The organism is Dysgonomonas gadei ATCC BAA-286 (assembly GCF_000213555.1).
In the GTDB taxonomy this organism is placed as follows: domain Bacteria; phylum Bacteroidota; class Bacteroidia; order Bacteroidales; family Dysgonomonadaceae; genus Dysgonomonas; species Dysgonomonas gadei.
Map to the genome: position 1 here is coordinate 331995 of NZ_GL891981.1, position 14905 is coordinate 346899.

Annotated in this window: 8 protein-coding genes; all 8 read left to right on the forward strand. The window is 38.2% G+C overall.

All coding sequences use genetic code 11. From position 1 onward, the window contains the following. Positions 1–130 precede the first annotated feature (130 nt). The 8 genes from HMPREF9455_RS07920 to HMPREF9455_RS07955 all read left to right on the forward strand — a co-directional run bounded on the left by HMPREF9455_RS07920 (position 131) and on the right by HMPREF9455_RS07955 (position 14904). Complete coding sequence (locus HMPREF9455_RS07920) at positions 131–3166, forward strand: SusC/RagA family TonB-linked outer membrane protein (RefSeq protein ID WP_006799122.1); 3036 nt, start codon at positions 131–133, stop codon at positions 3164–3166. 20 nt (positions 3167–3186) lie between these two features. Then, entirely contained in the window at positions 3187–4851 is a 1665-nt protein-coding gene (locus tag HMPREF9455_RS07925) for a RagB/SusD family nutrient uptake outer membrane protein (RefSeq protein ID WP_006799123.1), read from the forward strand. A 22-nt stretch (positions 4852–4873) separates the two neighbouring features. Then, a complete protein-coding gene (locus HMPREF9455_RS07930; protein WP_006799124.1) occupies positions 4874–6583 on the forward strand; it encodes an IPT/TIG domain-containing protein in 1710 nt (569 codons plus the stop codon). A gap of 71 nt (positions 6584–6654) precedes the next feature. Further along, positions 6655–9228 (forward strand): beta-mannosidase, encoded by a 2574-nt coding sequence (locus tag HMPREF9455_RS07935; protein ID WP_006799125.1) that lies wholly within the window; start codon positions 6655–6657, stop codon positions 9226–9228. Positions 9229–9261: 33 nt separating this feature from the next. Then, positions 9262–10767, forward strand: a complete 1506-nt coding sequence (locus tag HMPREF9455_RS07940) for a calcineurin-like phosphoesterase C-terminal domain-containing protein (RefSeq protein WP_245532172.1) — start codon at positions 9262–9264, stop codon at positions 10765–10767. Further along, positions 10764–11879 (forward strand): glycoside hydrolase family 26 protein, encoded by a 1116-nt coding sequence (locus HMPREF9455_RS07945; RefSeq protein ID WP_006799127.1) that lies wholly within the window; start codon positions 10764–10766, stop codon positions 11877–11879. Before HMPREF9455_RS07940 ends, HMPREF9455_RS07945 begins: the two co-directional genes overlap by 4 nt. A 10-nt stretch (positions 11880–11889) precedes the next feature. Then, on the forward strand, positions 11890–13188 hold the full coding sequence (locus HMPREF9455_RS07950; RefSeq protein ID WP_006799128.1) for a family 43 glycosylhydrolase: 1299 nt from the start codon (positions 11890–11892) through the stop codon (positions 13186–13188). A gap of 18 nt (positions 13189–13206) precedes the next feature. Beyond that, positions 13207–14904, forward strand: coding sequence for a glycosyl hydrolase (locus tag HMPREF9455_RS07955; protein WP_006799129.1), 1698 nt, complete (start codon positions 13207–13209; stop codon positions 14902–14904). The last annotated feature ends 1 nt before the right edge of the window (position 14905 follow it).

Genomic DNA, 14905 nt, shown 5'->3' on the forward strand with positions numbered 1-14905 from the left:
AAAAGAGTGGGCACAATAAGAGTATTGTCAATTGATAATATTGTACTTGATACCAAGTATTTTCATTAATAGCTTTGTACATGTTCTTAAATATCGTAAAATTAATTGAATCTAATTTTATTTCTAAACCATGAAAAAAATCCTTTATTTATTTTTTTTATGTTGCCTGATACCTTGCACTCTATATGCACAAAGTAGTCAGATAACAGGAACCGTTACGGATGCCAACGATGGATCTCCATTGATAGGCGTTACTGTGGCCAATCAAAATCATGTAGGTACATTAACCGACATTGATGGGAACTACTCTATAGATGCCAAGCAAGGAGATGTCCTTACATTCTCTTTCCTTGGTATGCAAACTCAGACCGTAAAAGTAGGCTCACAACGAGTGATAGACATTGTACTAAAAGAAAATAATCAACTACTGAATGAAGTGGTAGTAGTTGGATATGGTACTATGCGAAAAAGTGACTTGACAGGCTCTCTATCATCATTGAAATCGGATCAATTAACACAGCTTTCAGCAGTAGACGTTACTCAATCTATTCAAGGTCGGGCCTCTGGAGTGAGTGTAATCAATAACTCCGGAGAGCCGGGGGCCGGGACAAAAATACGTATCAGAGGTACTGGTAGTGTCAATAATTCCGATCCTCTTTATGTTGTAGATGGATTCCCTGTTTCCGATATCAGCCATATAGCCCCGCACGATGTGGAATCAATGGAAATATTAAAAGATGCATCTGCTGTAGCGATTTATGGTTCCAGAGGAGCAAACGGTGTTATTTTGGTTAAGACTAAAGGCGGGTCCTTTAATAAAAAGACACAGGTTAATGTCAATATTTTTGCAGGTATGACTGAGGTTGACAAAAAGATAGATATGTTAAATGCCGCAGAATACGCTACATTGAAGTTGGAGGCATATAAGAATGCCGGTATTAATCCGTCATTATCCTCACAATCTATTTTAGATTATGCTATTGCAAATAATAGCCGCGGGACAAACTGGCAAGATGAAATTATGCGGACAGGTTCTACTCAGAACTATAATGTGAATGTTTCAGGTGGTTCGGAGCGTAATAAATATGATTTTGGAGGTACATATTCGACCGAAAAAGGTATCGTGAAAAATACATACATGGATAAATTTATGTTCCACCTAAATAATGAATATAAATTGTTCAACAATGTAACAGTCGGGATAAATGCCTCGTATACAACCTATGAAAAATCAGGAAACGATGGAGATTTCTATTCTGGATCGATAACTCAGGCTTTGAAAGCTGATCCTGTATCTGCAGCATGGGATACATATACTAACGAGTTTGGAGAGATTTATTTTTCCTACGGACGTAACCCTGCACAATCGGCTTATGAAAATAAATATAGAAAAACTAAAGAAGATCGCTTCATTGCGAATGCATATTTACAGATAAATGATATAGGATTAAAAGGGCTCTCATTCAGAGCACAGTTCGGAAAACAATTTGCATATGCCAAATCACGTAACTATTATCCGGTATATTATATAACAGCTGATCAGCAACGAAACAAAAGTTCTCTTACCGAGAACCGTAGTGATAACACATATTGGAATACAAATGAATATTTCAGTTATGTTAATGTTTTTGGAAAACATAGTGTAAATGCGACATTGGGAGTTGAAGCTCAAAAATCGAATTCGAACAATCTATATGTAAAAGTATATGATGTTCCTGAAAATGAAGATTTACGTTATCCGAATATGTCTTCAAACAAAGAAAATCTTGAAGTTTCGGGCGGAGCAGGTCATAGTGCCTTATTATCAGGATTCTTCCGTCTAAACTATAGTTATGCCAGTAAATATCTTTTCACAGGAACATTCAGAGCTGACGGGACATCGCGGTTTAAGAAAAAATGGGGGTATTTTCCATCGTTCTCTTTAGGATGGAATATTATGGAGGAAGAATTTGCCAAAGATTTTAAACAAAATACATCATTCTCTCAACTTAAGCTTCGTGGAGGTTGGGGACATGTAGGAAATCAAGCCAGTGCAGGCGACTTTGATTATCTGGCATTAATGACCAATGGTTATACTGCTGTTTTCGGAGGATCACAGGTAGATGGTGCTATACAACAAAAATTGGCTAATGAAGAGCTCTCTTGGGAAACTTCAGAACAATATAATATCGGATTAGACTATGCTTTACTTAACGGTGCTTTATCCGGAAATATAGATTACTTTATTCGAAATACCAACGATATGATACTTGATACCCCAATTCCAATCTATGCCGGAATGTGGAGGCCTAAGACCAATGCCGGATCGGTACGAAATAGCGGTTTTGAGTTTAGTCTGAATTATGAGAAAAGCATAGGACAGGATTTCACATTCAATGCCGGAGGGAATATTTCATTTATAAAAAATGAAGTCACATCTTTAGGCGGAGGAGAACCTCTGTATGGACAATATTCCAAAACAGAAGTCGGTAGAGAAATCGGTTATTTCTATGGATTACAGTCAATGGGGATTTTCAAAACCGATGATCAGTTAAACTCTTATGTCAATAAAGACGGAAATCCTATTCAACCTAATGCTTCATTGGGAGATGTTCAGTTCAAAGATGTAAATGGTGACGGAATTATTGATGATAACGATAGAGTATATCTGGGAAGCGCAATGCCTGATTTTACTTATGGAATAACGCTTTCAGCAGCCTATAAGGGAATAGACCTGAATCTATTTTTTCAGGGGTCACAAGGTAATAAGATCGCAAACTATATGTATTCGGTACAATATAGCACAAGCATGAGAGAGTGGAGCAATTCAAAAGACATGATGAATCGCTGGACTCCTGAAAACTCAAACTCTGATTTACCACGTGTACACGATGGTGATCCCAATCAGAACGATCGCTTTTCGAGCAGATATGTGGAAGATGGTTCTTATTTTAGATTAAAAACTTTACAGCTTGGATATACCTTACCTAGTGTTATTTCTAAAAAAGCATTCCTATCCAAAGCAAGGATCTATGTGTCGGCCGACAATCTGTTCACAATCACTAATTATTCGGGCTACAATCCTGAAATAAGCGATCTATGGGGTAATCCTCTTAATGCCGGTGTAGATATGGCAACATATCCTACTCCAAGAGTATTCACCATCGGATGTAACCTTAGTTTCTAATCAAAAATTATAGAATAACAATGAAAAAGATATATTACTTGGTATTTGCAGTAGGGCTTATTCTGACCTCTTGTAACGATTTTTTGGAATTAGACCCTCTGGCGCAAGAAAATAGTGGTAATTACATGAACAATGAAGAAAATGCGATTAAAGTAATTAATGGTATATACGACATATTATCACAAACCGAAGGGCGTGGGCCGGATGGTATTTGGATGTCACACCATTATGACTTTCATTTTGCAAGTATAGCTACCGATGATGCCGTGAAAGGAAGTAAATTAAGTGATTCGCCCGAGTTGAGTGACATAGAATCATTTAATGCAAAAGTAGGAAATTCTATTGCTGATGCATTCTGGATTCACGGTTTTTGGGGAGTTTCGCGTTCTAATTATGCAATAAAGAATCTTCCTGAAGCTACTATTGATGAGGGTCTCAAAAGTCGTCTATTAGGAGAGGCTTACTTTCTTAGAGCTTATCATTATACTTATTTACTGCACCACTTTGGAGGAGTACCTCTCTTCACGGCACCTTTAAATCCTTCTGATTTTGGGAACTCCCCAAGAGCATCATTGCATGAAACCTTTGAATTTATAAATACGGATTTGACAAACGCAATTGAACTACTTCCCGAAAAAAGTGGATATGCTGCTACAGACTTAGGAAGGGCAACCAAAGGTGCTGCAAAAGCTTTTCTTGCCAAATCTTTGATTTATCAGATAGGTATAGATAGCGAAAGTACACATACATGGAATGAGGTCTATAAACTAACATCCGAAATTATCAGTTCGGGAGAATATAGCTTAGTAGCAAATTATGCACTCTTGTTCGAGCACGAAAATAAAAATACAAGTGAATCTATATTTGAAATACAGGCCACAGAAGGAACAGCTTCCGACCCTCCGACATCGGTCGGGAATGCATATTCGCTCTACCAAAGCAATCGTGTATCTAACCCCGATGCCAATTCGGGATGGGGCTTCCATAATCCTACGCAAAATCTAGTTAATGCTTTTGATCCTACAGATCCACGCTTATCTTGTACCGTGTATGGCATAGGTTTCAATGGACAGGTACTGTATGGTGTGGAAATGAAATTTGACAGAGCAGAACAAGGCAGTAATTATCTGAACAGAAAAGCGACTCTTCCTTCCAAACCAACACTAGACAAAGCAGCTGACAAAAATATTCTTGTAATGCGCTATGCAGATATTCTCCTAATTCATGCTGAAGCATCTTACTATATAGGCCAAGAAGGTGAAGCACGCCAATACCTGAATATGGTACGAGAAAGAGCCCGTAACAGTTCGTATTGCAAAGGTTATGTTGATGGCAGCAAGGATACTTATGTGATGCCTTCGAGCACGCCCAAATTACCTAATATTACAAGTTCGGGTGAAACACTGCTTGATGCTATTATAAACGAACGAAGATTGGAATTAGCAATGGAATCGAACCGTATGTGGGATTTGATCCGCACCGGAAAGCTGATTGACGTTGTTTCGAAGGCTAAAGATACTGATAATGCAGGTAACGGAGATAATGAAGAGGTAAGGCATGAAAGTATTGGTAACAGAATTAAAAATCATGCACTGGTAGGCAAAGACGGTAAATATATCCCTGTATTACCTATCCCTCTGACTGAAATTCAAAATTGGGGAATAGAACAAAATCCTAATTATTAAATATCAAAATAGATATCTAAAGATGAAAAATGACATATTATATAGATTTATATTCGGAGGAGTAATATTGTTAGTTACGCTATTTACAGGTTGTAAAGAAGATGATTTCTCGAAGGATTATGATATAAACCTACCTGTTTCCGAAATTGTAGACTTCAATCCCAAAACAGAAGTTGTCGATGGCCTAGTAACTTTATATGGAGAAAATATGGATATGGTAACATCTGTCTCCATCGGTAATTCAACTTGTCAGATTATAAGCCAGGAGGAAGGTAATCTTGTGTTCAAGGTTTCGCGTACAGCTGATATAGGGAATATCAGTATCACAAATAAATATAAGAGGGAATCAGTTTCCATAGACAAATTTACACCTAAATATTTGGATGTTAACATAACTTCATGGCCTACCGAAATAGAAAGAGGATTGACCATCAATATTATAGGTGAAAATGTAGATATGATTCAAACCGTTAAGTTCGAAACGATTACACTAGCCAAAGCTTCTGCATCACCTACTACGGCAACTTACTCCACTGCAAATCTGACCTTACCGACAAGCGGGGTGTTTACAGTAACAACCAAAACAGGACAGGTGTTGACCTCTTCTGTGATAAATGTAGTAGAACCTAAAGACACCTATATACCTGCACCAAGTATACTGTTATTCGACTTTGATACAGTAGATCCTACAATTGTAGCAGGTGATGCCAATGGGGCTGGTGCAGCCTTTACTGCAGGTAAAAACCTGAGTGGTATTTCTCCATTCTTTGGGAATTATTATTCGGTAAAAGCTGTGCAAGGTAATGGATGGAACGGTCAGTATCAATACCTGGAAACAACAAATAATGGGGCAGGGTTCAATCTTTCGACTTATACTGATCCTCATATAACTTTCCTTGTAAATACCAATGGAAAGAAAGGATACTTCAATCCAGCCTTAACAATTAGCGGAAGCATCGAGGATAAACATTTTACTGGTCAGGATGGTGAATATACAGACAATTACAGTATTCAGACTGCCGGATGGGAATGGAGGTCATATAGCTTGTCAGGTATGGGCTTTGCAAATGTAAAATCTACAATAGATAAGATTTCACTTTTCATAAGAGGCGGGAATGTAGGCAACGGTAACACCGAAGCTTTTGAACTGAATATAGATCAAGTGATGATTACCGACGGACCATTAAATCCTGTGGTTGTATTCGATATGGAAACAATGCCAGTATTCACAGGAGGAACAGCCAGTCAAAATGGAGGTTCAAGTGTCATAGTTATCCCTCAGGCTCTTAAATATTTGACGGTAAAAGATGGAAACGTATCTTCTTGGGCAGGCAAAGGTTCTATCACAAAGGCCGATAACAATGGTAGCAAATTCGAATTGAACAAAACATTCTACGTCAATTTCTTGGTTAATACAGGCAATGACGGCGCTTCGGGATATTTCCAGATGATATTTGAACAAACCGGAGGAACTAAATTAGGACTTCACTTCAAAGGAGACAATCCATATAAGGATGACTATAAGTTTGTTTCTACAAACGGAAAATGGGAATGGAGATCATATAAGATCGACCCTAAAGGTCTTGAAAATTGGGGCTCTGTACCTGAATTAAGCCTTACTAGTCCATTCAGTCTTACTGTTGATTTCTCTACAGGTAATGTATCCGGAAAATATGAAACTAACTTAGATTATGTAATACTCACAAGTGTACCGTTAGATACTGCGTACTAAGAAAAATGAGATCTTCATGAGAGCATCTCCCATCTTATAAGAGATGCTCTCTTATTTTAATCGGAAATAATATGAACCTTAAGAATATATTTTTAGTGGTAACTTTGATTTTCATTTCTTACAACAGCCTATTTGCATCCCCGATACAAATAGAGTTGAATAAAGAGTGGAAGTTTAAACAAGGCCGTCTCAATAACTGGTATCCAGCAACTGTTCCAGGGGTAGTACATACAGACCTGATAGACAATAAAATTATAGAAGACCCTTTTTTTAGACTCAACGAAAGAGGCCTGCAATGGATAGACAAAGAAGATTGGATTTACGAAACTACTTTCGATTTATCAAAAGATATTCTAAATAAAAATAATATCGAGATCCTTTTTAAAGGCCTAGATACTTATGCCGATATATACCTCAACGATGAAAAAATATTAGCAACAGACAATATGTTTCGTCAATGGGCGGTAGATATAAAAGGAAAAGTAAAAAGCAAGGAGAATATATTAAGAGTATATTTTCATTCACCTATCAAAGTGGATATGCCCAAATGGGATGCACTGCCATTTCAGTATGAAGCAACTAATGATCAGTCTGAAAATGGAGGCTTATTTAATAAAAAATTAAGTGTATTTGCCCGTAAAGCGGGTTATCACTATGGATGGGATTGGGGGCCGCGTCTGGTAACTTCAGGCATCTGGCGTCCTGTTGTGATAAATGCATGGAGCGATGCCCGCATCAATAATGTGCAAGTAATACAAAAGGCTGTAACAGCCAAAGAGGCTAAGATAAAAACCATAATAGAAGTATTCTCTGACAGGGAAATGGCCAATGCAATACTGCAAGTTTCGGATAATGATGCGAAGAAGGTACTAGGTTCGATAAAAGCCGACCTGAACAAAGGATTGAATAAAGTAGAGGTTGATTTTGCTATTTCCAACCCAAAACTGTGGTGGAGCAATAATCTGGGAAAACCTCATATGTATAACTTTAATACTGAGGTAATTTCTGAAAGCAGGGTTGTAGATAATCAGATTGAGAAGATAGGTGTTCGCTCATTAAAGGTTGTGAGCGAGAAAGATAAATACGGAAGGTCATTCTATTTTGAACTTAACGGAGTCCCTGTCTTTGCTAAAGGTGCAAACTATATTCCGTGCGATAATTTCCTTCCGCGTGTAACAAAGGATATTTATAAAAAAACAGTATTGGATGCCGTAAATGCAAATATGAATATGCTTCGTGTTTGGGGTGGAGGTATTTATGAAGATGATTATTTCTACGATTTGTGTGACGAATACGGAATTTTGGTTTGGCAGGATTTTATGTTCGCTTGCAGTATCTATCCGGCAGAAGGAAAATTGTTGGAGAATATACGCCTCGAAGCCATTGATAATGTGCGCCGTTTGCGAAATCATCCATCTATTGCCATCTGGTGTGGAAACAACGAATGTCAGGATGCATGGTTCAATTGGAGATGGAAAGACCGTCACGAAAAAGAAAATCAGGCTCATGCTGACAAAATATGGGAACAGTTTCAAGATCAGTATTATAAAGTTCTGCCCAAAGTTGTCGAAGAACACGGCTCCGGTATAGCTTATACTCCATCATCGCCCTTTGCCGATTATGGTGTTGGAAGCAATGACCATGAGGGTGACCGCCATTATTGGGATGTATGGCATGGGAAAAAGCCTATTGCCGATTATAATAAAGAAAGAAGCCGTTTCTTTAGCGAATATGGCTTCCAATCGTTCCCTGAATTTGAATCAGTAAAGATATATGCCCCTGAAAAAGAAGATTGGAATATAACTTCAGAGGTAATGATGGCACACCAACGGGGAGGCGATCATGCCAATAAACTCATCGAATCTTATCTGCTGAACGAATACTATACACCTAAAGACTTTGAATCGTTTCTCTATATCGGTCAGATATTGCAGGGCGATGCTATTAAAACAGCAATAGAAGCGCATCGTCGCGATATGGGATATTGTATGGGGACGCTCTTCTGGCAACATAACGATTGTTGGCCGGTGGCATCGTGGGCCAGCCGTGATTATTACGGACGTTGGAAGGCACAACATTATTTCACACGAAAGGCATACGAGGATATTCTTGTGTCGCCTATCGAAAAAGACGGTGTGTTGGATGTGGTTATTGTATCCGACAGATTGAAAAATACCAATGGAACATTAACGGTAAAGGTATTTGAATTGGACGGTAAGGAGATAAACTCGCAAACGCAGAAAATAACATTGAAGGCAAACAGCAGCAATAAATCATTCTCTAAAAAATTAGATGAACTGACAAACGGTGCGGACAAAAGTAACATTGTAATACATGCTGAGTTTGTAGCAGACAAAGTTTATAGTAATAATTATTTTCTAGCAAAACAAAAGGATATCAATTTTCCTGAAGTAACTATTTCTTCGAAAGTAGAGTCGGTTGATGGTGGTTTTGCTGTAACTCTCACCGCTAACGAATATGCTCGGGGAGTATTTATGTCTATCGATGGGATAGATAACTTTTTTGAAGACAATTATTTCGATATTTTGCCAGGAAAGAGTGTAACCACCAAAGTCGCAACTGCTTTGTCATTAAGTGACTTTCAAAAACAGTTCAAAATACAATCACTGGCAGATATGCGATAAAAACTGATAGAAATAAATTACAGAAAAATGTTGATGAACTTGAAATATAAGATAGTATTGCTGGCCTTGATTTGCTCGACATCGGTTTCGGCTAAAGACGTGCTGGTAGGTTATGTATTCGAAGACCTCAATGCTAATGGGGTTATGGATGCCGGAGAAAAAGGTATTGGCGGCATATTAGTATCCAATCAGGAGGATATTGTAGTTACCGATATTTCAGGTAAATACGAAATCAGCACAAAAAAGAATCAATACATATATGTCATAAAACCTGCCAATTACGCATTCTCAACCAACGTTGATAATAATTGGAATTTTTATGTCAATGTTGCCCAAACAAACAGAACGCATAATTTCGGGTTGACAAGCAAAGAAGTTACTTCCAACTTCAGCACATTAATGGTTGGTGACCCACAAATGAGAGGAGAAAAGCCTATCAATGCCTTTAAAGAAGACATTGTGACGGAAATGATGCATTATGATGTTGATTTTGCCTGTTTTCTGGGAGATATTGCCGATAATGATCTGTCGATATATGAACAAGAAAAAGATATTGTAAAACAATTACCATATCCTACATTTCACTTGTTTGGCAACCATGACATTAATGAAAGCTCTATGTCTGCGCATGATGCTTCCGATATCTTTAAAGAATCTTATGGCCCCGATTATTATTCATTCAACGAAGGAGATGTTCATTTCATTGCTCTCAATAATGTTCTCTATAATGGATGGAATAAAACAAATAATAAGCGAGGAAATTATTTCGGAGGGTTAACAGATCGACAATTCAACTGGTTAAAATCAGATTTGGAATATGTTTCTAAGGACAAATTGATTGTGATAATGAGTCATATTCCCTTTCTACAAGAATATTGTTATCCTCAAGAGATTCAAAGACTATTTCTACTGTTAGAAGGTAGACCGCACTTATTAGCATTGTCAGGCCACCTGCATTACATCGAAAATTACTTCTTCGACAAAGATACCTCTTGGAACTCTGTAAATCCATTTCAAAATATTACTATCGGAGCTGCCTGTGGCGGTTGGTGGACAGGTCCTATGGATGAACGTAGATTGCCTGTTGCCACCTCAGTCGACGGTTCACCTAATGGTTATTACAAGTTAGATTTTGAAGGAAATAAATATAAATATTCATTTATCCCAGCTAACCATCGTGCCGATTTTCAGATGAGAATAACCGCATCATCTAAAGTTCTCCACTATGGTAAATTACACAATGAGTATCTCTCTATTAATGTATTTACCGCTACATCTGATGCTGCAGTAAAGGTGATTATAGATGGCAGAGGAGAGCAGATGGCGACAAACTATACAGGGAAAGATTTATTTATCAGGAATACATACGATCAACGTTACAATTTCGATAATTGGCAACCCGAAATACAAGAAACAAAACACTTGTGGAAAGTAAGTTTACCTCATGACTTATCCCTCGGAAGTCATCGGATAAAAGTCGTTGCTACGGATATCGATGGTAATGAATATGTAGGATATAAAATAATAGAAATTAAATGAAAGAAAAAGTAAAATATTTTTCAACAGCCTTATTCGTTTTTTGTTGCTTATCGTCAATAACAGCACAAAGTATCGTCGACAGTAAAGCAACACAAGAAACAAAAGCTTTATATAGAAATCTACAACTGCTGCAAGGAAGGAGCATATTATTTGGACATCAGGATGATACAGCTTATGGTATAGCGTGGACAGGTGAAAAGGGGCAATCAGATATAAAGAACGTTACAGGAGAATATCCCGCCGTATACGGATGGGATTTGGGGCATATAGAGACAGGTGATTTATTAAATATTGATAAAGTACCTTTCGACAGAATGCGCCAGCTTATACTTGAGGCATATGAACGAGGCGGAGTCAATACGATTAGCTGGCATTTGCAAAATCCCTATACAGGAGATAGTTCGTGGGATGTTTCATCCGATAAAGCTGTTAGTTCTATATTGCCGGGTGGTCAAAAACACGCAACATATATACAATGGTTAGACAATCTGGCAGAATTTATCGGTTCACTCAAAACAGAAGATGGAATAGCCGTTCCTCTTCTATTTCGTCCTTTTCACGAACATACAGGAAGCTGGTTTTGGTGGGGAAAAGATTTATGTACGAAGGATGAATATATTTTATTATGGCGTTTTACGATAGAATATCTTCGGGATAAAAAACAGTTGCACAATCTGATATATGTTTATTCGCCCGATTTTGTGGCGAACAAAGATGAATACTTCGACCGTTATCCGGGAGATAAATATGTCGATGTATTAGGATTAGACCTCTATCATCGCGAAGGAGAAGCGAAAGCGGAAGAATTCATGGCAAATGTAAAAAACATCATGGGTTTTATGAATGACTACTCCAAAGCTAACAAGAAGCCTTATGTTTTTAGCGAAACTGGTTCTAGTGCTCTGCCTATGCATAGATGGTTTACGGATGTTTTGTACAAATCTTTAGAACCAAACAAGCCTGCATATGTATTGGTGTGGCGTAATGCTTACGATATTCCGGAGCATTATTATGCACCTTATCCGGGGCATCCTGCCGGTAAAAACCTGAAAGAGTTTATGGAATTGCCTGATGTATTGTTTGAGAGTGAGTTACCTGATATGTACAAATAAAAAATTAAATATGAAAAAACTGTTTTTAATCTGTTCTCTCTTAATCTCTGGATTTGTTGTAGCGCAAAATCCGATAATACCGGGTTATTATGCCGATCCAAGTATTCGATATATGGATGGAAAATATTACCTGTCTATCACGAGCGACGGTTATGAAGCCCATAACGGAGAGCCTTTTATTTGGGTATCGGAAGACCTCGTAAACTGGGATGTACATTACTTGGATATTAACAACCGCTTTTTTTGGGCGCCAAGTATGCTCAAAGGGGACAATGGTAAATACTATATGGTTCATCAGCAAGGAGTCGATTATCTGGCTTATATGATGGAAGCCGATTCTCCCTTAGGTCCTTGGAAGCAAACTTTCCAGATACGGGATTTTGATGTCGAATTGTTTCGTGATCCTGTATCCAACAAGATAATGGCAATAGGTTCGTGGAAAAACTTAATAACATTCGATAATGATGTTAATTCACCGACCTATATGCGTAAAGTGGTTAGCAGCGACCCAATAGAGGGAGACTTCACTGACTTTACCGAAGGTCCTTACCTGTTCTTTAAAGACAAAAAATATTACATGATGTGGGCAGGCGGACATTGCTGGCTCGAAACATATAATGTAAGATATGCAATGGCAGAATCTCCGGCAAGAACTTATTGGGAACCGACCAAAGAGCCTATTTTAGATACGAATACCGAAAAGAAAATCTATGGTCCGGGACATACTTCTGTGATTGAGATAAATGGCAGATGGTTTTTGTTTTATCACCGTCAAGATCAAGGACGATACCCTACATGTAATTACCGATTTTCGTGTGCAGCAGAAATGTTTTTCAACGCAAAAGGTGAAATTATAAAAGTCGAACCGATTGATGATCTTTCATCACTTGGGCTGGACAAATCACCATACAAAAATATCGCATTGAATAAGACCGTTACCACTAACTCTTTAGTTGCCAACTATCCTCCTACGCTGGCAGTGGATGGAAAAAACGATTCCCGTTGGGAAGCCGAATTGGGCGAGGACAAGTGGATTACTATCGATTTGGGTAGAATGGAAAATATATCGAAAGTTCAGGTCGATTTCGAGTACATGGATAAGTTTTACCTGTACAAAGTGGAATATTCGGATGATAATGATAGCTGGGAAACTTATGCCGACTACACCAAGCAGGCTAAAAAAGCATATGAGACAAGAACTTCGGAAAAAGACGTAACAGCCCGTTATGTGAGAATAAGTGTGAAACGTGCCGAAGCTAAATCTGCTCATATCTCTATTTGGGAAGTGAAAATTTTATCGAAAAAATAACCTTAAAAAATCGAAGTTATGAGAAAATTATTATTCCTCTTTGTTTCATTAACATGCTTGCTAAGCGCATGCAGTGACGATGACGATAAGAAAGAAGAGATTAATGCCAGATCGCCAAAAGCATTGTTTTCTACACCAGCCCATGAAAGTTTGGATGTACTGTTGGACTCAGAAGTTTCGATAGTATATAATACACCTGTCGTGGTAGACGAAAACAATGGCATCAAGGTTAACGGCGCAGATGCCACAGTAAGCGTAAACGATCGCAAACTGATATTCAATATTTCGTTAGAAAAAAACAAGACTTATGAAATCGTAGTACCCGCAGGCGCAGTAAAAAACACTGTAGGTGAAGCCGCTTCGGAAACGAGATTATCCTTCTCTACCATATCCGACACTAAAAGCATCGAAGCAGAAGATGCAACTTTGTCGGGTGGTGCGGTTGTTGAGAACTCTCTCTCCGGATTTTCGGGAACAGGATATGTAAACCAGAAGGATGGTGATATTACATTCAAAGTGATAATGCCTGAAACCGGAATGTATAAAGTCGATTTTCGTTACTCGAATGGAAATAGCCGCAAAGAAAACGACTTGGTAGTAAATGGCACTCAATTGTCAACAATAAGCTTTGATGCAACAGATGAATGGAAAACACTTGGTATAAATAAAATCAATCTTAAGTCGGGCGAAAACATCATTACTGTAAAGAAAAACTGGGGCTGGATCAATCTTGATTATATTGAAATCTCTCCGGCATCAGATGGTATTCCATTCGATATTGCCGCTAACCTGATAACTCCTAATCCATCTGCCGAGGCTATAAAAGTATACACGTTTCTGAAAGAAAATTTTGAAAAGAAAGTGATCTCCGGTGCTATGGCAAACTACAGTACAGGAATAGAAGAGGCGCAATGGATGTACGATAATACAGGCAAATGGCCTGCACTTACGGGTTTCGATTACATAAACTATACCCGCGACTGGAATACGATAAATTTTACAGAACTGACCGATAATGCAAAAGCATGGTGGAATGAGAACGGCTTGGTGACTATATTGTGGCACTGGCGTGATCCATTGAAAAAATCGGATGGTTTTTATACCAAAGACACTTCATTCGATGTATCTAAAATATCAGACACAAACTCAGATGAATATAAGGCTATGATTGCAGATATAGATGTAATAGCAAGCTATTTGAAACAATTGAAAGATGCAAAAGTACCTGTTATCTGGCGCCCTTTGCACGAAGCCAGTGGCGAATGGTTTTGGTGGGGAGCAAAAGGTGCTGAACCATGCAAAAAGCTGTGGAAGCTAATGTTTGACAGATTGGTAAATCACCACCAATTGAACAATTTGATATGGGTATGGACCAGCGACAGTGCCGGTAGCGCAACCGATTGGTATCCGGGTGAGGAATATGTGGATATCATAGGTATGGATATTTATTCGGATGAAAATCAGCATGGATCGCAATACGTAGCATTCGATAAAGTAAAAGAAATATTTGCAGGGAAAAAGATGTTGACACTTAGCGAGTGCGGATCGATTCCAAACATTGATGCCATGTTTGAATACGGGGACACCTGGTCTTGGTTTATGCCGTGGAATGGAGATTACACACGATCGGACAAACACAATGGAGCTTCATTTTTTACAGATCTTTTTAGTAATGACAGGGTCATTACCAGAGATCAAATGCCAAACTTTAAATAAC

What these genes read in the sequence shown, in the direction of transcription:
- HMPREF9455_RS07920 (WP_006799122.1), top strand. Translation starts at nt 131, where the DNA reads ATGAAAAAAATCCTTTATTTATTTTTTTTATGTTGCCTGATACCTTGC.
- HMPREF9455_RS07925 (WP_006799123.1), top strand. Translation starts at nt 3,187, where the DNA reads ATGAAAAAGATATATTACTTGGTATTTGCAGTAGGGCTTATTCTGACC.
- HMPREF9455_RS07930 (WP_006799124.1), top strand. Translation starts at nt 4,874, where the DNA reads ATGAAAAATGACATATTATATAGATTTATATTCGGAGGAGTAATATTG.
- HMPREF9455_RS07935 (WP_006799125.1), top strand. Translation starts at nt 6,655, where the DNA reads ATGAACCTTAAGAATATATTTTTAGTGGTAACTTTGATTTTCATTTCT.
- HMPREF9455_RS07945 (WP_006799127.1), top strand. Translation starts at nt 10,764, where the DNA reads ATGAAAGAAAAAGTAAAATATTTTTCAACAGCCTTATTCGTTTTTTGT.
- HMPREF9455_RS07940 (WP_245532172.1), top strand. Translation starts at nt 9,262, where the DNA reads ATGAACTTGAAATATAAGATAGTATTGCTGGCCTTGATTTGCTCGACA.
- HMPREF9455_RS07950 (WP_006799128.1), top strand. Translation starts at nt 11,890, where the DNA reads ATGAAAAAACTGTTTTTAATCTGTTCTCTCTTAATCTCTGGATTTGTT.
- HMPREF9455_RS07955 (WP_006799129.1), top strand. Translation starts at nt 13,207, where the DNA reads ATGAGAAAATTATTATTCCTCTTTGTTTCATTAACATGCTTGCTAAGC.